This window comes from Acidaminococcus fermentans DSM 20731, from assembly GCF_000025305.1.
Classification (GTDB): Bacteria; Bacillota; Negativicutes; order Acidaminococcales; family Acidaminococcaceae; genus Acidaminococcus; species Acidaminococcus fermentans.
In genome coordinates, this window is sequence record NC_013740.1 from 1095237 (window position 1) to 1115097 (window position 19861).

Genomic DNA, 19861 nt, shown 5'->3' on the forward strand with positions numbered 1-19861 from the left:
AGCATCATGATTTTATCGTTGCCCGTGACAGGCGTTTTTAACACCAATGCCTACTTTTATGTTGATGATGCCACAGGGCACGGCTTTTTGCTCGACCCCGGCGCAGAAGCAGATACTCTTTTAGCCGTTATTCGACAAAGAGGATTCGTCATCGAAAAAATTCTGCTCACCCATGGACATTTCGACCACATGGGTGCCGCAGCGCAAATCCAGGATGCACTGTCCATCCCTATCTGTATGCACGAGAGAGGGCGGGAATATACAGAGAATCCTCGTTGGAATCTCTCGGAAGGTTGCGGGCTATATATCAAACTGGATGATGTGAGCTATTTGCCGGACGGGAGCAGGATTGCCCTCGAAAGGAATCCTGTATTTTCTTTGACCATGCACTACGTTCCCGGTCATACTACGGACAGCGTATTCTATTATAGCGCCAAGGACAATGTGGCCTTCGTGGGTGATTCCATTTTCAAGAACAGTTTCGGGCTGACACATTTTCCCGGTGGGGATGAGCAAACATTGGTGCAGAGTATCACACAGCGTATACTGAAACTGCCGCAGGAAACCGTCTTGCTGTCCGGACATACGGAACCGACTACGGTGGGGGCAGAACGGGAACGTTCGTGGTATGCGCCATTTTTGAACTGATGAGGATATGGAACAAATGGAAAAGTGACAGAACTTGTCCAATTTAGGGGGAGCAAAATCCCCACCGAGGGGGTGCAAGTGCACCCCCCTTCTTTTTTTGTCGAAGCCTTGTCCCGTGCGGCTTCCGAGGAATACTTGCTTAACGATAGGCAGGGGGGCAAGGGGGGTCATCAGGACGCTTGAGGCGCAGATGGAGCCTGTGGCAGAGTTCGATGAGCGGCTGTGGGGTGCGATGGTGGACTATGTGACGGTGGGCGTGGACAAGCGGCTGACCGTGATGTTCCGGAATGGGACGGGGATACATACTTGAGAAATGTTACGGTACATGGCTTTGGCTTTACATCAAATTCCCCTATCATAACCATTTGATTATAGCAACCAACGAAATAGATATTTCCCTTCTGCGCCTTCCTTCTGTATAATGAAATCAACAAAGCAAGAAGGGAGGAAATGCGGTTATGAAAAATTTGTCGGCAGAAACATGGAGCCTTGCCCTTTGTATCGCCATTCTTCCGCCAATATGGGCGGTCTTGGCACCTTATCTCAGCGTCGATGTGGGTGCGGTTGCCCTGATTTGCGCCGGATTGTATGTCACCAATGGCAACAAGCTGATGGATGCCCCCAAGATAACCATTGGATTCTTGCTGGGGAATCTTTGGGGGTGGCTGGCAGTGAATGCTATGCAAAATTCCTCTTGGAACGCAGATGTCACCACCTTCATGACGTTGTTTTTGCTGGGCGGAGCGGCGGTCATCATAGCGGCTATGGGTTCAGAGATGATACATTGTCCGTCATGGCTTTGCGGCTGGGCAATCACCCTTACGGTGCTGTCACCCCTTGAACAAGGCTTGCAAGGCAGCTATGCCATACAGATAGCCGTGGCAATGGCAGTCGGCGTTTGGTATGTCGGTGCCTTTCTTAATGCAGTGCAGCAGTGCATCCTGCGTTTCACGGAAGGACATATTTCAAATAACATGACTTTTGCAGGGAGGAAATCATCATGAAACTGTTTTTGGGCAAAAAGGTCGGCGTGAGCAAAGAGGAGAAGGCAATTTCTTATTACAAATTCTTTGAGCGGGATATGGCGAACATCCCGGCGGAGAAAATCGCTCTTCTGGATGCGCCGCAGGAAAAGTCCGCTGTGCCTTTTGAAGAGAAAAACCTCTATTTGGCAGGGAAAGACAAGGACTGTGCCCAAGTCGGTTACGGCACGGCGGCAAACGGCACCGGCTTTGTCTGCAACGAAACCTATATGCCAGGTGTCACACCGGAAATGCTGGACTGGTGGTTCCCGTGGCACAGCGTAGGCTCGGATTTGCGCTATAAGATTTGGGATTCAGAAGACCATTATTTTGCTCGCGCCGATAAAGCGGATTATGTTTGTGACCCCAATGTGCCGGTCAACGAAAAGACATGGGGAGTTAATCATTATATTTTGGAGGATGTGGGTGATGGCCCCGGTTTTTTGAAGATCTGCTTCAAAAGCCCTGCTGATTTTGGCTTTGACACGTCCCTGATTGGCAAGGAAAACTGCGCATCCCTTGTTTGCGGCATCGGTGATGGCTCCTGCGCAGCGGCGATGGTGCATAAATGGTATCCTTATCAGGACGGCGTGATGCTGTGTTCCCGTTTTTGGATCGGCTACGGCGTGGTGGACGGGGAGATTCGCTGCACTCTGCCCGAGGGTGCGAAAGTTCCAGTGGAAGTATCCAAGGGCTTATTTGCCCATAATATCAAAGAGTTTACCAATCTGGCTGCAATCCTGCCGGAAGTTTACGCCGAAAACAAGGATAATTTCTGAACATGAACATTCAGCAGCTAAGATATTTCCTCGTTTTGGCCGACACATTGAGTTTTACCAAAACAGCGGAAAAATACTATATTTCACAAACGGCGGTTTCCAATCAAATCAAAGCCTTAGAGGAAAAACTGGGCGTGCAGCTTTTTCAGCGGGATAATCGAAAGGTTCTTCTCACCCCAGCAGGAAAAGTCTTTGTCAAGGAAGCCAAAAGCATCATCACGAGAATCGAGGAAGCCGTCCAACACACCAAGGATGCCGCCGAGGGATTCGCCGGAGAAATCCATGTGGGCTACCAATGGGGCTTTGAACGTACTGTCTTTCCGAGAGTTTTGCAGGATTTTCAGTACGAATACCCAAATATTGAAATCCTTATCGAACGGGATGAAGTGGCAGCCTTATATGATGGGGTGATAGAAGGAAAGTATGATATTATTTTCAATCTGCCCTTGCCCGGCAAAAAGAAGTCCGGACTGAAAGAAATGGTGCTTGCTCGCTATCCGCTGTATGTAGCAGTACCGCCCCAGCATCCTTTTGCAGAATTCCATTCCCTGAAAAGGGAGCAGCTGGCAGATGAGATATTCATTTCCTATCGGCAAAACGCTCTCAGCGAATATGACCCCACACAGGCCATTCTGGCTGATTTTGCGGATGTCGGCCTCGTTCCGAATATAAACTTCCAGCATCAGGCCATAGAAAGTATTTTGCTGTTTGTGGCGTTGGGCAAAGGAATCACTATCGTTCCCGAGTATTTCCTGCCATGCGCTCCGGCAGGAATCAATCTGCTGTTTATTCCGTTGGAGGACAGCGCGCTCCCCGCCGAAGTAGCTGCTATCTGGCAGGAAAAAAATACCAACCCGGCGCTTGATAAGTTCGTGGAGTGCATACAAAAGGATTAGCTTTATGTCGCTTTTGAGTGTTGGTATTCTCGCGGTGTTATCCCGTAATACTCCTTGAATGCCTTGTAAAAGTTGCTGTGGTTGCTGTAGCCAAGCATAGCGGATATTTCCTCATAATCCATAATCTGCTCGGAAATGGATTTAGGACGGATATCGGATTTATCTATGGCAAAGCGGCGGGTAACTTCTATCATAATCGGCAGCCGCTCCGCGCAAGGCATGGCCACTATATGGCTGCCCGATATAGCACTCCCCCTCGCCAATAGTAATCAGGCGGTTATCCTTTGCCGAGAGGGCGGCATAACTGTTTTGATAGGCATAATTGATAAAGAAAAAATCCTGTCGATGGAAAGGCTCATATAGCTGCTCCCAGTCTGTAATGTGTGCCTTTTGCGATGATGCAGGCATTTCCCATGCTGAAGCAAAATACATTGCCGCACCTTACGCTGGCGGTGCAAAAGTGAAATGCGGAGCTGTTTGGGGTGCGTTGCTTATTTTTGGAAAAGAAATACGGAAAAGAAAATGCAGGGAAATTACAGGAGCAAATGTGTGGGCGAATCATTGACCTTTTCTCATTAGCCATATGTCTGGTTAATAACGTCAGGCAAGAAATAGCTGATTTAATAACTTAGGGGGTGCATCGTTATTTTGTATCAAAATTAGCGGTAAAGGGGAACTCCTCATCACCATCATGAGCAGCCTGGCACAGGAAGAAAGCCGGAGCATCTCGGAAAACGTCACCTGGGGCCATCGGAAGCGGTTCGCTGATGGCAAGGTGAGTGTTCCCTTATCGCAAGGCCCGGAGCCGTCAGATGGACAACTTCATCCAGGAGGTTCGGGAGCAGGAACTCATCAAGGAGTTCGACGCCCGGCTGTGGGGCAGCCGGGTGGATTTCATCACAGTGTACAGCAAAGACGATATCCGGGTGACCTTCAAGGACGGGACGGAAATCAGAGCATAAGCAGGAAAAAAGGATTACGGAAGAGAATCCAAGAGGAAACGCAGGATTCTCTGCCGTATTTTTGATGAAGAAAATAGGAATATGATATAATAGTAGAAAATTATGGAACTCAGGGACGGCAGGTGAAGCGACAATGGAACGGATTGAAGGAACAGTTACACCGTGAATTATACTATGGTTTGGAAACTCTGGACAAAACGCCTCTGTATGGACTATAATATAAGAATCTGATATGTGGAGGGAATACCTGTGGCTTTGGATATATTGATGGTTCTTGATGTGATTGTGAGCATCCTGATGATCGGTTCCATCCTGCTCCAGTCCGGCAAAAGCGCCGGGTTCAGCGGTCTGGGCGGGGGAGAATCCCTGTTCGGCGGCAAACCTACGGACATGGATGAAGCACTGGCACGGATCACCGTGGTGCTGGGGCTGGTTTTTGCGGTCATCAACGTGGCAATTGCCCGCCTGCAGTAAGCAATTAAAGAACGTTCATACATTTCACAGTGGCATTGCCTGGCAGGGTAATGCCATTTTTGCTATGGGGAAGGAGGGGAGACCATGCTCCAGGGAGCGGAACCGTATTTCTGGCCCGGGACCCGGGGAAAAGGGGTGCTGCTGGTCCATGGGTTCACCGGCAGTCCGTCGGAACTGCGGGAACTGGGAGAAATCCTGCACCGGAAAGGGTATACGGTGGAAGGCCTTCTCCTGAAGGGCCACGGGACGGATCCCCGGGACCTGCTGGAGGCAAAAGCGGAACAGTGGGAGGAACAGGTGCGCCAGGGTGTGGCCCATCTGAAGGAAACCTGTGCCCAGGTGACGGTGATCGGTCTTTCCATGGGAGGGCTCCTGGCTTTGTACGCCGGGGCGGCAACGTCCGCAGACAAACTGGTGGTGATTTCCACCCCCATCTATCTGTACGACTGGCGGGTGTACTTCCTGTGGCTGGCGGACCGGCTGCCCTACTGGGCCATTCCCAAGCGTCCCCGGACCATCGACGCTCCGGCCCGGTACAATGTGGCCTACCGGTGCATGCCCATCAAAGGGGTCCATCAGCTGGTGCGGCTGCTTCAGGCGGTGAAACGGTCCTGGCTGCCCCGGGTGCGGCAGCCCCTGCTGATCATCCAGTCCAGGACGGACCACACGGTGCGGCCGGAAAGCGCATCCTATATCGAAGAACATGCGGCGTCGGCCCGGAAACAGGTGCTGTGGGTGCCCCAGGCCCGGCATGTGATGACATTATACAAAGGCCGGCAGGCCATTTATGCTGCCATTGAGGCCTTTTTGGAGGAATAGAGATATGGAAAACAACAGAGATACCATGTGTTTCGGCTGCGGGAAGGACAACCCCATGGGGCTGCATCTCCATTTCCGCACGGACGAAAACGGCTGCTACACCAGTTTCGTGCCCCAGCCGGTGCACCAGAGCTATGACGGCCGGATGCACGGGGGGCTGATCTCCACCCTGCTGGACGAAACCATGGGCAATTATCCCTACATGTATGAACACAAGGTGGCCTACACGGCCCGGCTGGAAGTCCGCTTCCGGCAGCCGGTGCGCATCGGGGAACGGATCGATGTGATCACCAAAGTGAAACGGAGAAAGGGAATGCTGCTGGAAATGACCGGCCAGGTGATCCGGGAAGACGGTACCGTGGCGGCTGAAGCGGACGGCAAGCTGATGTACGAGGAGAGAGCATGACAAATACAGAAATGGAAACCAAGATCCTGGGGTATATGAAGGAACACCCCACGGCTCCCTTGTCCGCCGATGAACTGCTCCAGGCCCTGACCCTGGAAGGGGCGGACCTGAAACTGTTCTGGACAGTGATGAAGGAGCTGGAAGACCGGGGCCAGGTGATCAAGACCCGGTTCAACATCTATGGGCTGCCGGCGGCCATGGGTCTGGTGGTGGGCCGCTGCCAGGTGACCAGCAAGGGCTTTGCCTTTGTGATCCCGGAAGAAAAGACGGAAGACGGGGATCTGTTCATCCCGGCCAGCAGCCTCAGCGGCGCCATGGACGGGGATACGGTGATCGCCCGGGTGATGCAGAGCGGCTATGATGACCGGCAGGAAGGAAAGATCATCCGGATCCTGAACCGGGCCCATCACAAACTGGTGGGGACCTTCAGCAAATCCGGGGAATTCGGCTTCGTGATCCCGGACAACAAACGGGTGGGACGGGACATCTATGTGCGCCGGAAAGACTTCAACGGGGCCCGGGACAAGGAAAAGGTGGTGGTGGAGATCACCACCTGGCCGGACGAACGGCGGAACGCGGAAGGGAAGATCGTGGAGATCCTGGGGAAACCCGGGGACATCGGTCTGGAAATCCTTTCCATCATCAAGGACAACGACCTGCCCACCAAATTCCCGGCTCCTGTCCAGGTGGCCGCGGAAAAAGTGGAACAGAAGATCAAAAAGAAGGAAATCCAGAACCGGCTGGACCGGCGGGACTGGAACATCATCACCATCGACGGAGTGGATTCCAAGGACCTGGATGATGCGGTGTATGTGGAAAAACAGGGGGACAACTATTTCCTGGGGGTCTACATTGCCGATGTAAGCTACTATGTGCAGCCCCATTCCGTCCTGGATCAGGAAGCCTATGAACGGGGCACCAGCGTGTACCTGGTGGACCGGGTGCTGCCCATGCTGCCGGTGGAACTGAGCAACGGCATCTGCAGCCTGAACGAAGGGGAAGACCGGCTGACCATGGCCTGTGAAATGCTCCTGGACGGGAAAACCGGCCGGACCCTTTCCTTTACCATCGCCCCCTGTGTGATCAACAACCACCATCGGATGAATTATCCCGATGTGCGGGCCATCCTGGTGGACCAGGATGAGGCCCTGCGGGAAAAATATGCGGACATCGTCCCCATGCTGGAAGACATGGCCCGGCTCCAGCAGGTGCTCCACAAGAAACGGGAACGGCGGGGCGCCATCAACTTCGAGCTGCCGGAACAGAAGGTGCTGCTGGATGATCAGAAGCATCCGGTGGCCATTGTGAAGCGGGAACGGTCCGTGGCCGAGATGCTCATTGAAGAATTCATGCTGGCCGCCAACGAAACGGTGGCCGGATTCATGGCCAGACACAAACGGCCTTTCATTTACCGTGTCCACGACCTGCCTGATCCGGAAAAGATCCAGAACCTGGCCAAACTCATGGCCCTGTTCGGGGTGACCCTGAAGGTGGAAGAAAAGATGCGGCCCAAGGATCTCCAGCGGGCCCTGGACAAGGTGGCCGGAAAACCGGAAGAGAAGCTGGTTTCCACGGTGGCCCTGCGGAGCATGCGCCAGGCGGTGTACCAGACGGAAAACATCGGCCATTTCGGCCTGGCAGCCCATTTCTATACCCATTTCACTTCTCCCATCCGCCGCTATCCGGATCTGATGGTCCACCGGCTCCTGCGCCGTCAGCTGGACGGAGAACGGCTGAGCCGGCAGCAGGCGGAAGAGCGGACCCAGCGGCTGAGCCTGGTGGCCTCCCATTGTTCCGTGCGGGAACGGGCGGCCATCGACGCGGAGCGGCAGACAGTGGATCTGAAAATGGCCGAATACATGGTCCAGTTCGTGGGGAAGGAATTCACCGGGACCATTTCCGGGGTTTCCTCCTTTGGCTTCTTCGTGGAACTGGACAACGGGGTGGAAGGACTGGTCCATGTGTCCAGCCTGAACGATGACTATTATGACTATATCGAGGGCCAGTATGCCCTGATCGGCCAGCATCTGGGCCACCGGTACCGGCTGGGGGACCAGGTGGATATCCAGGTGCTCCAGGTGGATGTGGCGGAGCGGAAGATTGATTTTGTCCTGGCCGGACTGGCGCCGGAAGCGGCGGATCAGATGCGCCGGGAACTGGGACGTCAGAAAAAGACCAAGACCGGCATTGCCACCGGGAAGCTGCGGAATGACACCACCGGCCGGAAATCCGGGGAACGGAAGGAATCCGGGAAGAAAAACAGCCGGGGCGGACGCCGGAAAAAGAAGAAGAACGGCTCCCCCAGACAAAACGGGACCGGACTGAGCCAATTGGTGCCCCAGGAAACGACTCCTGCAGGGGAAAGCGGAAAAAAGAAGAAAAACAACCGCCGGCGGCGGAGAAGAAGGGATCGGAAACATGGAAAAACCAGTGAAGGCAATCGCAGAAAACCGGAAAGCCAGGCATGATTACAACATCCACGAAACCTATGAAACCGGCATCGTCCTGACGGGTACGGAGGTGAAATCCCTCCGTCAGGGCAAGGCCAACCTGAAGGATTCCTATGCGGCAGTGACCAAATCCGGCGAAGTGTACCTGTACAACCTGCACATCAGTCCCTACGAACACGGGAACCGGTTCAATGTGGACCCGCTCCGGGACCGGAAACTGCTGATGCATAAACGGGAAATCCAGAAGCTGATCGGAAAGACCCGGGAAAAGGGATTCACCCTGGTGCCCCTGCAGCTGTATTTCAGCCACGGACTGGTGAAATGCAAGCTGGCCCTGGCTACCGGGAAAAAGCTCTATGACAAGCGCCAGGCCATGGCGGACCGGGCGGCCAAGCGGGACATGGACCGGGCCATGAAGGAAAGGAACCGGTGATTTCCACAAAATTTTCAATCAATTTGTATACAAAATACGAAAAACATTGGAAAAATCTTTTTTCCATGCTACAATGTAGTCAGCGGGCAGACGGAAGCATATTCCGGATTGCCCAAATTGTGTGTTTCCCATTATAGGAGGTATTGCTATGAAGGTTTTATGTTATGGTGTAAGAGATGTAGAACTGCCGATTTTTGAAGCCTGCAACAAAGAATTTGGTTACGACATCAAATGTGTCCCTGATTATCTGAACACGAAAGAAACCGCCGAAATGGCTGCTGGCTTTGATGCGGTTATCCTGCGCGGCAACTGCTTCGCCAATAAACAGAACCTGGACATTTACAAAAAACTGGGCGTAAAATACATCCTGACCCGTACCGCCGGCACGGATCATATCGATAAGGAATATGCCAAGGAACTGGGCTTCCCCATGGCTTTCGTTCCCCGTTATTCCCCCAACGCCATTGCTGAACTGGCTGTAACCCAGGCCATGATGCTGCTGCGTCATACCGCTTACACCACTTCCCGCACTGCCAAGAAGAACTTCAAGGTTGATGCCTTCATGTTCTCCAAAGAAGTCCGCAACTGCACCGTGGGTGTTGTTGGTCTGGGCCGGATCGGCCGTGTGGCTGCCCAGATCTTCCATGGCATGGGCGCTACCGTTATCGGGGAAGACGTTTTCGAAATCAAAGGGATCGAAGATTACTGCACCCAGGTTTCCCTGGATGAAGTCCTGGAAAAATCCGACATCATCACCATCCATGCTCCGTACATCAAAGAAAACGGCGCTGTGGTTACCCGCGATTTCTTGAAGAAGATGAAAGACGGCGCCATCCTGGTGAACTGCGCTCGCGGCCAGCTGGTTGACACCGAAGCTGTCATCGAAGCTGTGGAAAGCGGTAAACTGGGCGGCTACGGCTGCGACGTTCTGGATGGGGAAGCCAGCGTATTCGGCAAGGATCTGGAAGGCCAGAAACTGGAAAATCCGCTGTTCGAAAAACTGGTTGACCTGTATCCCAGAGTCCTGATCACCCCGCATCTGGGCTCCTACACCGACGAAGCCGTAAAGAACATGGTGGAAGTTTCCTACCAGAACCTGAAAGATCTGGCTGAAACCGGCGACTGCCCCAACAAGATCAAATAATTTTGCTCCTTCCCAAGGGTGCTGCAGTCCGTGCAGCACCCTTTTTTCGTGCTATAATAAGGAAAATATGGGAGTTTGGGAAAGAAGGGATTTTCCGTGCTGGATAAAATCGATCTGAAGACGAAAATTTCCAAAGAAGAATATACAAAGCGGATGGAAGAGGAAGAAAACCGCCTGGGCTTTCTCCAGCGGGCAGTCCGGGATGCCAGAATCCCGGTAATTATCCTGTTTGAAGGTTTCCGGGCGTCCTGGCGGAGCCAGCTGATCAGCAAGGTGATCCATGCCCTGGACCCCCGGGGATTCCGGGTGTTTTCCTCGTCCAAGACCACGGAAAGGCAGAAAGAAAGCCCGTTCTTTCTCCAGTTCTGGAAGGAACTGCCGCCGGCGGGACAGATCACCATCCATCACCGGGCCTGGTATTTCCTGCGGAATGAACATGCAGTGGGAGATCCGGATGAAGCTTCGGAATGGTATGATGTAAGTTTTGATGAAATCAACCATTTTGAAAAGGAACTGGTCCAGGGCGGCTGTGTGCTGATAAAGATCTTCACCCACATCTCCAAAAAGAAGCAGAAGGAGAATATGGAAAAAGGACAGGAAACCATGGGCAGCCGGTGGGAAAAACTGACCCCCGGAGGCATCGAGGGTATCGACTACAACGCCTACCGGGATGTGTATGAAACCATGCTGACCGCCACCAATACGGACCTGGCTCCCTGGCACATCGTTCCCATGGAGGACAAGCGCACCGGGACGGAAGCGGTGTTCCGGGTCCTGATCACCGCCCTGGAAGAAGCCCTGAAGGACCGGCAGCGGCCGGTGGATCCGGAAAAAGGACCGGCCAAAGACCTGACCATCCCGGATATCCTTTCCACCTATACCCCCTATCAGCCCATGGAACAGGAAGAATACAGCAAGAAGCTGAAAAAATACCAGAAACGGCTGGAAGAACTCCAGTTTGAACTGGCCAAACGGAAAATCAGCACCATTGTGGCCTTTGAAGGCCAGGATGCCGGAGGCAAGGGCGGCGCCATCAAGAGGCTGTCGGAATCCTTCGATCCCCTGGGCTACCGGGTGAATCCGGTGAGCGCCCCCAATGAATGGGAAAAGCAGTTCCATTATCTGTGGCGGTTCTGGACCAAAATCCCGGCCCCGGGAGAAATCGCTATTTTCGACCGGACCTGGTATGGCCGGGTGCTGGTGGAACGGGTGGAAGGCTTTGCCAAGATCAGCGAATGGCGCCGGGCCTACGAGGAAATCAACGATATGGAGGCCCAGTGGGTGAAACAGGGGATCATCGTCCAGAAGTTCTGGATGCAGATCGATCCGGAGGAACAGCTGAAACGGTTCCAGGCCCGGGAAAACGATCCCAACAAAACCTGGAAGATCACCCCGGAAGACTGGCGGAACCGGGACAAATGGGATGCCTATGTGGATGCGGTGAACGAAATGCTCTATCGGACGGACACCAAAGAGGCGCCCTGGACGGTGGTGGAAGCCAACAACAAACTGTATGCCCGGCTGAAAGTCCTGGAAACCATGATCCATCGGATGGAAGCGGTGCTTTAACGTTTACAAACCCGTAAAAAAACAGTACAATGAAGGTTACTGGAAGTTCTTTCCAGGATTTCCTGCTGTGCAGGACAGAATTTGACGGAATGAGGTGGGAAAAATGGCTGATTTTGCCTTTGCAGAAGCGGAAGGTGTGGAATGGGGCTGTTTTCCTGCCTGGGAAAAGTGGGGTGTGGTCCACGGATTCCTGTGCCGGAACGGGGGCTGCAGTCCCCAGTTCCCAGGTGGACTGAACCTGAGTTACAATGTGGGAGATGACCGGACCAACGTCCTGGCCAACCGGCAGAAAATGGCGGCGGCCCTGGGTTTTCCTCTGGAACGGGCAGTGGCCTGTCAGCAGGTCCACAGCACCCATGTGGCGGTGGTAACGGAGAAGGATGCCGGCAAGGGTACCCTGACTCTGGCGGATGCCGTACCGGAAACGGACGGCATGGTGACGGACTGCCGGCGGCTGCCCCTGTTGATTTCCTATGCGGACTGTGTGCCCATCCTGCTGACGGATACCCGTACAGGAGCAGTGGGCGCTGTCCACGGCGGCTGGCGGGGCAGTGTGGGGAAAATCGTCCCCCATGCCCTGGAAGTGATGAAAGAAGCCTTTGGCACCCGGCCCCAGGATGTGGCGGCAGGGATCGGTCCGTCCATCGGTCCCTGCTGTTATGAAGTGAGCCAGGAAGTGGCGGACCGGGCGGGAGCCTGGCCCGGCTGCCTGACCCCTCACGGACCCGGCCACTGGATGCTGGATCTGTGGCAGCTGAATACCCTGGAACTCCTGGAAGCGGGAGTGCCCCGGGAACAGATTTTCCGGGCGGACTGCTGCACCAGCTGCCACAGGGACCGGTTCTTCTCCTACCGGGCAGAAAAGGGGAAAACAGGCCGCCTGTATGCGGTGATTTATCGAAAATAAAAGGAGATGGGGAATCCCATGTTACAGGATAAGATTGCAGCGGTGGAGGCCAAAATCCAGGAAGCCCTGGCCAACCGGAAGGAGCCCAAGGCAACGGGGGACAAGGTGACCATCCTGGCGGTGACCAAGAATCACCCGGCGGACATCGTCACGGAAACCCTGGCGGCAGGGCTTACGGAAATCGGGGAAAACCGGGTGCAGGAAGCCATGCACAAGCAGGCGGTGCTGCCCCCTGGGGGCAACTGGCATCTGATCGGCCATCTGCAGACCAACAAGGCCAGGCATGCGGTGGAGCATTTTGCCCTGATTGAAAGCGTGGACAGCCTGAAGCTGATGGCCCATCTGGAAAAGGCGGCGGCTGAACTGGACAAGGTCCAGGATGTGCTGCTCCAGATCAACGAGGCGGGAGAAGTGCAGAAAAGCGGCTTCGCTCCGGAGGATTTCCGGGCTGCGGTTCCGGAACTGAAGAACTATCCCCATATCCGGGTGCGGGGGGTCATGGTGATTGCCCAGGCCACGGACCATGTGGAGGAAACCCGTCCGGTGTTTGCTGCCGGGTACCGGGATTTCCTGTTTTTACGGGATGCCCTTCCGGACATTCCGGTGGATATCCTTTCCATGGGGATGACCCACGATTACTGGATCGCGGTGGAAGAAGGAGCCAATGAAGTGCGGGTGGGTTCCGCTCTTTTCGGAGCCCGGGACTATTCATTAAAATTTTAAACAGAAATGGTGGATTGTATGAAAAAAATCAGCAAGCTCTTGGAATATTTTGGCCTGTACAACGGTGACAACCGGCAGGAAGAGGAAGAAACGGCTCCGGCCCCGGAACAGGAGGACAGCAAAGTGGTTCCCATGTTCGGCAGCGGCAGCAGTTCCTGGCGGGACAAAAGCTACGAAAAGGACTATGACCGGCCTTACGAAAAAACCTATGACAAACCCTATGACAAGGTGTTCGACCGGGACTATGACAGCACTCCGGAGGCGCCCAAGGAAGAAGTCTCTTCCAGCCGGACCGGGGACAAGGTGCTTTCCATGCCGGTGAACCGGAGCCCGGTGAGTGTGGTGGTCATCGAGCCCATCGATTTCAATGATTCCCAGAAAATGGCGGATTACCTGTGCAAGAACCAGCCGGTGGTGATCAATTTCGAAGATACGGATGCGGATGTGCGGAAGCGGATCATCGACTTCATCAGCGGCACCATCTATGCCCTGGACGGGACTCTGCGGAAAATCGGCCGGAACCTGCTGGTATGTGCACCTCCCAATGTGGATATCGATACGGAAAACACCAATTTTGGGACGGAAGGGAGCAATGATCCATGGCAAAGATAAAGGAAACGGATAAAATCGTCTTCATCGGCTGCGGTGCCATGGGGGAAGCCATCCTCAAAGGCATCCTCCAGGGGGGACTGGTCCGGAAGGAACAGGTGACGGCGGCGGTCCCCACGGCCAAACGGCAGGCCTATCTGAAAGAAACCTACGGGATCCCTGTGACCGGGGACAACCGGGAAGCTGTGGCCGGTGCCCATCTGGTGATCCTGGCAGTGAAACCCCAGATGGCCAAGGAAGCGGTTACGGGGGATCTGGTGGCTGCCCTGCCGGAAAAGGCCACCATCCTGTCCATTATGGGCAGCTATGATCTGGCCATGCTCCACGATCTGGTGCCCGGCCATCCGGTGATCCGGACTATGCCCAACACGCCCCTTTCCGTAGGCATGGGAATGACGGCCCTTACTGCCGATGACCAGGTGGCGCCGGAAGTGCTGGACGAAGCGGAAGCCATTTTCCAGTCCTGCGGCGAAACGGTCCGGGTGGACGAAAAAGCCATGGAAGCCATTACCGCCATCAGCGGCTGCGGCCCTGGGTATTTCTTCGTGGTGATGGATGCCCTGGCGGATGCCGGAGTCATGGCCGGACTGCCCCGGGCCCTGGCCATCAAACTGGCGGCCCAGACCATGGCGGGCAGCGGTGTCATGGGGCTGAAGACCGGTCTCCATCCGGCCCAGCTCCGGGATCAGGTAACCAGCCCGGGCGGCACCACCATTGCAGGGATCAAGGCCCTGGAAAACCATGGAGTGAGAGGAGCGTTTTACGATGCGGTGCAGGCCGTCCTGGACCGGAGTGCCGCATTGAAGAAATAATATGGCAAACACCACACAACAACGGGAAACGGTATTACGGTATTTCAAGGCCAGCGGGGATGCGGAACTGGCGGCCCAGCTGCTGGATCTGGCAAAAGGGGCCCGGAAGAGCCGCCGGGCCAGGGTGTCCGGATTTCTGGACCCTCATGGCCAGAATGTGGCGGAAATCGTGGCCGCCAACTATCCGCAGGTCCGGTATGAGATGAACGGGGGCTTCCAGAACGCGGAACGGCAGAAGGTGGCTTTTATTGCAGAAGATTTCTACGGTCAGCCGGATTTTGCCATTACCGCCCTGGAAATCCTCTGGGACAAACGGTATTATGACATCGGACACCGGGATGTGCTGGGGGCCTTTATGGGCCTGGGCTGCAAACGGGAGATCCTGGGGGATATTGTGTTCATCGACGAAGGCGCACAGCTGGCGGTGGATACCCCCATGGTGGATTTCATCCTGAGCAACCTGACCAAGATCGGGGCAGCCACGGTGGAAGTGAAGGTCATCCCCCTGGAAGACCTGAAGGAAAAGGAACAGAAAATCAAACTGATCTCTGCCACGGTGGCGGCCCTGCGGCTGGATGCCGTGGCGGCCAGCGGCTATGGGGTATCCCGGAGCCGGATGGCGGATGAGATCAAGGGACAGAATGTGAAACTGAACTGGCAGGAAGCCAAAAGCCCGTCCCAGACGGTGAAAGAGGGGGATGTGATCTCTTTCCGGTCCCGGGGCCGGGTGGAACTGGCGGAAGTCCGGGGCACCACAAAAAAAGGACGGTATGCCATTACCCTGAAACGGTACATCTAAGGAAGGATGTCATTATGATCTTACTGATTCGGCATGGGGAAGCGGATCATCATGTAAAAGAACTGACAGGGGGCTGGACGGACTCCGCCCTGACGGTGCGGGGCCAGCAGCAGTTCCAGCAGCTGGCAGACTGCCTGGCCGGGGATTTTGCCGGCCGGAGCCTGCCCCGGATCGTTTCCAGCGATCTCCGGCGGGCCCGGACCGGGGCCGAGATCATCGCCCAAAAACTGGGGACGGACCCGGTGGAATGTTTTTCCTTTCTGCGGGAAAAGAACAACGGAAAAGCCGCCGGACTGAACAAAAAAGAGGCCCTGGCCTTTTACCATCCCCCGGTGACAGGCCGGGAACTGGACCATGTGAACTACGATGGGGGAGAGACCCGGCGGACCTTCTACGAAAGGACCATCCGGGGCTTCCGGGAACTGGAGGAACCGGACCGGGATCTGATCATCGTCTCCCACAAGGGGACCATCCAGAACATCCTCTTTGCCTGGCTGGGGCTGAGCATCGAGGAAGTGGCGGAAAAAAGGATCTCCTTTGATATCCGGCCCGCCTCAGTGACGGTGCTGGGCATGAACAAATGGGGAGAGCATGCTGTGTTCGTCCTCAATGACACGTCGTATCAGTGGAAAAAAGGCCCTATGGGAATTTTCAATTTCCCCTTTGGGGCATAAGAAAAGGCGCTGTGAAAAAATCATCCACAGCGCCTTTATTTCGCTTGCGTCAGCTGGCTTCCATCGGCTAGTGACTAGAGACTAGTGACGGGGTGTGAAAAAGCATTTTTTCACACCCCCTTTTTTGTCAGCTCTTATGCTTCTTCCACTTCTGCTTCTTCCAGGCCCGGATACTGGTTCATGGCGTCGATCCGTTCCCGGTATTCTGCATCGGCGGCATACCGTTTGTTCCGTGCCCGGCCGATGGTCAGGAAGGGAACGATGATGATGGCGATGGCCAGATAGCCGCAGTAGCCATAGCCGTATTTGATGATGTTGGTGAGGCCCACCATGGATACGGTCATGGACAGGCAGATGATGAACAGGGTCACCAGGGCGGACCGTTTCACGGAACTGCCGGTGATTTTTTTCAGGCAGTCCATTTCAGAGAACCGGGCGGTGAAACCGAATACGGTGGTCACCCCGGTGGAAATCAGGCAAAGCATCAGGGAAACGGAATAGAGCAGGGTCAGCCAGGGCATACCCATGGCTTTCAGGCTCATGAGGGTGGGCAGAGGAGTCTTTCCGTAGATGCCGGTCCAGCCCAGCAGCATGCAGACGGCCATGGTGAGGGCCGTGGCGTTCATGGCAAAAGACATCCACATGGAGGCGGCGCAGTTCTTCCGGGTCACCAGAGGGGTGCCCACCACGATCATGGTGGGGATGACCACGCACTGGAAGCCGGAATAGGTGAAGGCGTGGAGAATGGCCGTGGGCAGTTTGCTGAACCCGTTGACCGCAAAATCCTGGGCCATGGCATCCAGGAAGAACCGGGTGCCTTCCACCTGACCGCCCATGCGATGCCCACGGAGAAGATGGTGATGGCCATGGCCAGGATGGCGATGCCCATGTAGGTGGTGGCCCGGCGGACCAGGTCAGCCCCGAAAATGGTCAGGACGAAGATGATGGCGCCCACCACACCGATGCCGGTGTAGTAGTTGAGCCCGGTCTGGGCGGCCAGAGCGGAAGCGGCACCGGAAATGGTGGCGGAAACGGCCATCAGGACCATGATGTAGAAGAACCCTTCAAAGAGGAATTCAATGCCGGGCACCGGACGGTACAGATTCTGGAACAGCTGTTTGTAGCTGGTCAGGTGCCGGCTGTTGTACATGTTCATGGCTTCCTTGATGGTCAGGGTGAACAGGAGCATGGTCACAATGGCGGTAATGGGGCCCAGCCACCCCAGGCTGATGAAATAGACGTTTTCCTGATTGCCGGTGGCAAAGCCGCCGCCGGCGTGGGAGCTGAACAGCACTGCGCCCACCGAAAAGCAGAGGGAGAGGGAAGCCCCTTTGATGGCAGATGTTCCGTTGATCATGATTGTTTCCTCCTTGGAATGGGTTTCTCCAGAGAAACGAAAACGCCTTCCGTCTCTCCGCATTTGGCAGCTGAGAGACGAAAGGCGTTTGTGACCTTCCGCGGTACCACTCTGATTCGTCCTGGGGACGCACTCTCGGATACGGCCGGTGGGCGATATCCATGCTCTGTAACGGGAGTTCCCGGAGAGACCTACTGCAAGATTTCGGTCCGGCCGCTCAGCAGGCAGTTCGGCCCGTCCCTTCCACTGCCTCGCAGCAACCGGCAGCTCTCTGGAGCCAGGAATCAGGCGTACTAGTTTGCGTCATCGCGTTTTGGCGTTTGTTGACTATGGATGAAATGATACCATGGATACAGTATACTGTCAATAGGGTTACGGAGATTTTTTAAATTTTCCTTTTCCTGGATCAAACTGTAAAAGACTGTGTACAAAGAAAGCGCATCATGGCTTTTTTGCCTCCATCTTCCAGAGATGATGCTCTTTTGATTTAATAAGAATAATTATCAGTTGCGAAAAGTTTGAATACATAGTATAATCACTGTAGATCGATAAAAGACTATTTTCTCATAAAGGAGGCTGCATCATGAATATAGCGGTATTGCTCAAACAGGTACCGGCGGTTTCGGATATCCAACTGGCTGCAGACAACAATCTGGTCCGGGTGGGGGCTCCCTCCATGCTGAACCCGGTGGATCTCCACGCCCTGGAAGCGGCTCTGGCTCTGAAGGACCAGGAAGGGGGCACGGTGACCCTGGTGACCATGGGGACGGCCCTGGCCAGCGATATCCTCCGGGAAGGCATCGCCATGGGGGCGGACAAGGGGATCCTGCTGTCCGATGAACGGATGGCCGGATCCGACACCCTGGCCACCGGACGGATCCTGGCGGCGGCGCTGGGCAAACTGGGACCTTTTGATCTGGTGCTGACCGGGAAGCGGTCCACCGACGGGGATACCGGGCAAATCCCTCCGGCTCTGGCCCAGCGGCTGGGTATGACCCTGCTTTCCTATGCAGACGAACTGGAAGTGAAGGAAGGAAAGGCCACCATCCGCCGACTGAACCGGGGCGGGGTGGAAACCCTCCAGGCGGCTCTGCCGGCAGTGATCTCCGTAACGGAAAAATGCGGAAATCCCCGTACTCCCGGCATCCGGGGCAAAATGGCCGCCAAAAAGGCCGTATTCCCCGTATGGCGTCTGGAAGACATTGAACTGGAGCCGGAAAAGGCCGGCAAAGCCGGATCCGCCACGGCCGTCACCGAACTGTTCGCACCGGAGCCCCATCCTGTGGGCACCATGATCCAGGGGGCTACCCCGGCGGAAGCGGCAGCCAACCTGGTGAATGAACTGCGGAAAAAGAACCTGCTGTAAGGAGGCGTTATCATGGAATGGAAAAACAATATCGGAGTCTATCTGGAAACCTCTGACGGCAGGCTCACCTCTCTCAGTGTGGAACTTTTGGGGAAAGCCCGTCAGCTGGCGGATGCACGGCCCAATCAGGTGTTGGGCATCCTGGCTGGTGACAACCTGGAAGCCGCCGCTCAGGAAGCCATCGCCTATGGAGCGGACGGGGTGGCCCTGCTCCAGGCTCCCGCCCTGGCCTCCTTTGATGCCGCTCTTTATACGGAAGCGGTGGCCAAAGCCCTGAGCCTCTATACTCCCAGTGTGCTGTTCATCGGCGCCTCTCCCAACGGCCGTGATCTGGGCGGCCGGCTGTCCGCCCGGCTGGATGCAGGGCTGGTGGCTGACTGCACCGATGTGCGGTACGAAGGAGAGGACGATACCCTGACCTGGATCCGTCCTGCCTATACGGGCAAACTGTTCGTAAAGATCCAGACCACCACCCGTCCCCAGCTGGGTACGGTCAGCGACAAGATCTTCCACGGCAATCCCAAAGACGAATCCCGGCAGGGAGAGATTTTCCCGGTGTCTCTGGAGGGCGTGACGGGAGATGCAGCAGTAAAGATGCTGGATTTCACCTCCCTGGAACAGCTGAAGGATGTACTGGCTCTGGATACGGCGGATCTGGTGGTAGGCGCCGGCCGGGGTGTGCAGAACGAAGAGGGGATGCGGGAAGTCCAGTCCTTTGCCAAACGGATCGGTGCGGCTTTCGGGGTTTCCAAACCCCTGGTGGATGCCGGCTGGGCGCCCTATGAATGGCAGGTGGGGGTCACCGGCAAAAAGATTGCGCCCAAGATCTATATTGCTCTGGGGATTTCCGGGGCCATCCAGCACAAACTGGGGATCCAGGAGGCAGGGCTGATCATTGCCGTGAACAAGAGCCCGGATGCGCCCATTTTCCAGTTTGCCCATTACGGCATTGTGGGGGATCTGTTCGATGTGATGCCGGAACTGGAAAAGCTGCTGAAGAAGGACTGACCAC

General features: G+C 55.3%; 24 protein-coding genes and 1 other annotated feature. Of the genes, 21 read left to right on the top strand and 3 right to left on the bottom strand.

The window, feature by feature from the left end; genetic code table 11:
• Positions 1-6: 6 nt before the first annotated feature.
• The 4 genes from ACFER_RS05020 to ACFER_RS05035 all read left to right on the top strand — a co-directional run bounded on the left by ACFER_RS05020 (position 7) and on the right by ACFER_RS05035 (position 3345).
• Positions 7-648, top strand: a complete 642-nt coding sequence (locus tag ACFER_RS05020) for an MBL fold metallo-hydrolase (protein WP_012938329.1) — start codon at positions 7-9, stop codon at positions 646-648.
• A 458-nt stretch (positions 649-1106) separates the two neighbouring features.
• Positions 1107-1652, top strand: a complete 546-nt coding sequence (locus tag ACFER_RS05025) for a DUF1097 domain-containing protein (protein ID WP_012938330.1) — start codon at positions 1107-1109, stop codon at positions 1650-1652.
• Complete coding sequence (locus ACFER_RS05030) at positions 1649-2449, top strand: DAPG hydrolase family protein (protein WP_012938331.1); 801 nt, start codon at positions 1649-1651, stop codon at positions 2447-2449. The genes ACFER_RS05025 and ACFER_RS05030 overlap by 4 nt, the downstream gene beginning before the upstream one ends.
• Positions 2450-2451: 2 nt before the next feature.
• Positions 2452-3345 (top strand): LysR family transcriptional regulator, encoded by an 894-nt coding sequence (locus ACFER_RS05035; RefSeq protein WP_012938332.1) that lies wholly within the window; start codon positions 2452-2454, stop codon positions 3343-3345.
• Between the two features lie 2 nt (positions 3346-3347).
• Here ACFER_RS05035 and ACFER_RS11235 read toward each other — a convergent pair whose 3' ends face one another.
• Entirely contained in the window at positions 3348-3539 is a 192-nt protein-coding gene (locus ACFER_RS11235; protein ID WP_218125692.1) for a helix-turn-helix domain-containing protein, read from the bottom strand.
• 128 nt (positions 3540-3667) lie between these two features.
• Between ACFER_RS11235 and ACFER_RS11980 the strand changes: the two genes are divergently transcribed.
• The 15 genes from ACFER_RS11980 to ACFER_RS05105 all read left to right on the top strand — a co-directional run bounded on the left by ACFER_RS11980 (position 3668) and on the right by ACFER_RS05105 (position 16126).
• Positions 3668-3910 (top strand): C-GCAxxG-C-C family (seleno)protein, encoded by a 243-nt coding sequence (locus ACFER_RS11980; protein WP_187287531.1) that lies wholly within the window; start codon positions 3668-3670, stop codon positions 3908-3910.
• 247 nt (positions 3911-4157) lie between these two features.
• Positions 4158-4307 (top strand): hypothetical protein, encoded by a 150-nt coding sequence (locus ACFER_RS11065; RefSeq protein ID WP_244830056.1) that lies wholly within the window; start codon positions 4158-4160, stop codon positions 4305-4307.
• Between the two features lie 249 nt (positions 4308-4556).
• Entirely contained in the window at positions 4557-4781 is a 225-nt protein-coding gene (gene secG / locus ACFER_RS05045) for a preprotein translocase subunit SecG (RefSeq protein WP_012938333.1), read from the top strand.
• 84 nt (positions 4782-4865) lie between these two features.
• Entirely contained in the window at positions 4866-5600 is a 735-nt protein-coding gene (locus ACFER_RS05050; RefSeq protein WP_012938334.1) for an alpha/beta hydrolase, read from the top strand.
• A 4-nt stretch (positions 5601-5604) separates the two neighbouring features.
• Positions 5605-6006 carry a PaaI family thioesterase gene (locus tag ACFER_RS05055; protein ID WP_012938335.1) on the top strand — a complete coding sequence of 134 codons (402 nt, stop codon included), beginning with the start codon at positions 5605-5607 and terminating at the stop codon, positions 6004-6006.
• On the top strand, positions 6003-8474 hold the full coding sequence (gene rnr, locus ACFER_RS05060; RefSeq protein ID WP_012938336.1) for a ribonuclease R: 2472 nt from the start codon (positions 6003-6005) through the stop codon (positions 8472-8474). Before ACFER_RS05055 ends, rnr begins: the two co-directional genes overlap by 4 nt.
• A complete protein-coding gene (gene smpB / locus ACFER_RS05065; RefSeq protein ID WP_012938337.1) occupies positions 8425-8889 on the top strand; it encodes an SsrA-binding protein SmpB in 465 nt (154 codons plus the stop codon). Before rnr ends, smpB begins: the two co-directional genes overlap by 50 nt.
• A 148-nt stretch (positions 8890-9037) precedes the next feature.
• Positions 9038-10033 (top strand): 2-hydroxyacid dehydrogenase, encoded by a 996-nt coding sequence (locus ACFER_RS05070; RefSeq protein ID WP_012938338.1) that lies wholly within the window; start codon positions 9038-9040, stop codon positions 10031-10033.
• A 96-nt stretch (positions 10034-10129) separates the two neighbouring features.
• Positions 10130-11602: a polyphosphate:AMP phosphotransferase gene (pap, locus tag ACFER_RS05075; protein WP_012938339.1), complete on the top strand. Its 1473-nt coding sequence runs from the start codon at positions 10130-10132 to the stop codon at positions 11600-11602.
• A 103-nt stretch (positions 11603-11705) separates the two neighbouring features.
• The gene (gene pgeF, locus ACFER_RS05080) at positions 11706-12509 is read left to right on the top strand and encodes a peptidoglycan editing factor PgeF (protein WP_012938340.1); all 804 of its coding nucleotides are present in this window, start codon (positions 11706-11708) and stop codon (positions 12507-12509) included.
• Between the two features lie 18 nt (positions 12510-12527).
• Positions 12528-13232 carry a YggS family pyridoxal phosphate-dependent enzyme gene (locus ACFER_RS05085; protein ID WP_012938341.1) on the top strand — a complete coding sequence of 235 codons (705 nt, stop codon included), beginning with the start codon at positions 12528-12530 and terminating at the stop codon, positions 13230-13232.
• 18 nt (positions 13233-13250) lie between these two features.
• Complete coding sequence (locus ACFER_RS05090) at positions 13251-13844, top strand: cell division protein SepF (protein WP_012938342.1); 594 nt, start codon at positions 13251-13253, stop codon at positions 13842-13844.
• Entirely contained in the window at positions 13832-14653 is an 822-nt protein-coding gene (proC, locus tag ACFER_RS05095; protein ID WP_012938343.1) for a pyrroline-5-carboxylate reductase, read from the top strand. Before ACFER_RS05090 ends, proC begins: the two co-directional genes overlap by 13 nt.
• A 1-nt stretch (position 14654) precedes the next feature.
• Positions 14655-15452: a YlmH family RNA-binding protein gene (locus ACFER_RS05100; protein ID WP_012938344.1), complete on the top strand. Its 798-nt coding sequence runs from the start codon at positions 14655-14657 to the stop codon at positions 15450-15452.
• A 14-nt stretch (positions 15453-15466) separates the two neighbouring features.
• Positions 15467-16126 carry a histidine phosphatase family protein gene (locus ACFER_RS05105; RefSeq protein WP_012938345.1) on the top strand — a complete coding sequence of 220 codons (660 nt, stop codon included), beginning with the start codon at positions 15467-15469 and terminating at the stop codon, positions 16124-16126.
• 134 nt (positions 16127-16260) lie between these two features.
• Here ACFER_RS05105 and ACFER_RS11630 read toward each other — a convergent pair whose 3' ends face one another.
• Entirely contained in the window at positions 16261-16920 is a 660-nt protein-coding gene (locus ACFER_RS11630) for a hypothetical protein (protein ID WP_222831718.1), read from the bottom strand.
• Entirely contained in the window at positions 16818-17483 is a 666-nt protein-coding gene (locus ACFER_RS11635; protein ID WP_222831719.1) for a hypothetical protein, read from the bottom strand. The genes ACFER_RS11630 and ACFER_RS11635 overlap by 103 nt, the downstream gene beginning before the upstream one ends.
• Positions 17484-17553: 70 nt before the next feature.
• Positions 17554-17799: a binding site (T-box leader), on the bottom strand.
• 267 nt (positions 17800-18066) lie between these two features.
• Between ACFER_RS11635 and ACFER_RS05115 the strand changes: the two genes are divergently transcribed.
• Both ACFER_RS05115 and ACFER_RS05120 read left to right on the top strand, forming a co-directional pair.
• Positions 18067-18849: an electron transfer flavoprotein subunit beta/FixA family protein gene (locus tag ACFER_RS05115; protein ID WP_012938346.1), complete on the top strand. Its 783-nt coding sequence runs from the start codon at positions 18067-18069 to the stop codon at positions 18847-18849.
• 12 nt (positions 18850-18861) lie between these two features.
• Positions 18862-19857, top strand: a complete 996-nt coding sequence (locus ACFER_RS05120; RefSeq protein WP_012938347.1) for an electron transfer flavoprotein subunit alpha/FixB family protein — start codon at positions 18862-18864, stop codon at positions 19855-19857.
• Positions 19858-19861 lie beyond the last annotated feature (4 nt).

What these genes read in the sequence shown, in the direction of transcription:
- ACFER_RS05120 (WP_012938347.1), top strand. Translation starts at nt 18,862, where the DNA reads ATGGAATGGAAAAACAATATCGGAGTCTATCTGGAAACCTCTGACGGC.
- ACFER_RS05050 (WP_012938334.1), top strand. Translation starts at nt 4,866, where the DNA reads ATGCTCCAGGGAGCGGAACCGTATTTCTGGCCCGGGACCCGGGGAAAA.
- ACFER_RS05020 (WP_012938329.1), top strand. Translation starts at nt 7, where the DNA reads ATGATTTTATCGTTGCCCGTGACAGGCGTTTTTAACACCAATGCCTAC.
- ACFER_RS05055 (WP_012938335.1), top strand. Translation starts at nt 5,605, where the DNA reads ATGGAAAACAACAGAGATACCATGTGTTTCGGCTGCGGGAAGGACAAC.
- pgeF (WP_012938340.1), top strand. Translation starts at nt 11,706, where the DNA reads ATGGCTGATTTTGCCTTTGCAGAAGCGGAAGGTGTGGAATGGGGCTGT.
- ACFER_RS05090 (WP_012938342.1), top strand. Translation starts at nt 13,251, where the DNA reads ATGAAAAAAATCAGCAAGCTCTTGGAATATTTTGGCCTGTACAACGGT.
- ACFER_RS11635 (WP_222831719.1), bottom strand. Translation starts at nt 17,483, where the DNA reads ATGATCAACGGAACATCTGCCATCAAAGGGGCTTCCCTCTCCCTCTGC.
- rnr (WP_012938336.1), top strand. Translation starts at nt 6,003, where the DNA reads ATGACAAATACAGAAATGGAAACCAAGATCCTGGGGTATATGAAGGAA.
- ACFER_RS05035 (WP_012938332.1), top strand. Translation starts at nt 2,452, where the DNA reads ATGAACATTCAGCAGCTAAGATATTTCCTCGTTTTGGCCGACACATTG.
- ACFER_RS05085 (WP_012938341.1), top strand. Translation starts at nt 12,528, where the DNA reads ATGTTACAGGATAAGATTGCAGCGGTGGAGGCCAAAATCCAGGAAGCC.
- ACFER_RS11235 (WP_218125692.1), bottom strand. Translation starts at nt 3,539, where the DNA reads ATGATAGAAGTTACCCGCCGCTTTGCCATAGATAAATCCGATATCCGT.
- proC (WP_012938343.1), top strand. Translation starts at nt 13,832, where the DNA reads ATGGCAAAGATAAAGGAAACGGATAAAATCGTCTTCATCGGCTGCGGT.
- ACFER_RS11065 (WP_244830056.1), top strand. Translation starts at nt 4,158, where the DNA reads ATGGACAACTTCATCCAGGAGGTTCGGGAGCAGGAACTCATCAAGGAG.
- ACFER_RS05105 (WP_012938345.1), top strand. Translation starts at nt 15,467, where the DNA reads ATGATCTTACTGATTCGGCATGGGGAAGCGGATCATCATGTAAAAGAA.
- ACFER_RS05100 (WP_012938344.1), top strand. Translation starts at nt 14,655, where the DNA reads ATGGCAAACACCACACAACAACGGGAAACGGTATTACGGTATTTCAAG.
- ACFER_RS05025 (WP_012938330.1), top strand. Translation starts at nt 1,107, where the DNA reads ATGAAAAATTTGTCGGCAGAAACATGGAGCCTTGCCCTTTGTATCGCC.
- ACFER_RS05030 (WP_012938331.1), top strand. Translation starts at nt 1,649, where the DNA reads ATGAAACTGTTTTTGGGCAAAAAGGTCGGCGTGAGCAAAGAGGAGAAG.
- smpB (WP_012938337.1), top strand. Translation starts at nt 8,425, where the DNA reads ATGGAAAAACCAGTGAAGGCAATCGCAGAAAACCGGAAAGCCAGGCAT.
- ACFER_RS05115 (WP_012938346.1), top strand. Translation starts at nt 18,067, where the DNA reads ATGAATATAGCGGTATTGCTCAAACAGGTACCGGCGGTTTCGGATATC.
- ACFER_RS05070 (WP_012938338.1), top strand. Translation starts at nt 9,038, where the DNA reads ATGAAGGTTTTATGTTATGGTGTAAGAGATGTAGAACTGCCGATTTTT.
- ACFER_RS11630 (WP_222831718.1), bottom strand. Translation starts at nt 16,920, where the DNA reads ATGGCCCAGGATTTTGCGGTCAACGGGTTCAGCAAACTGCCCACGGCC.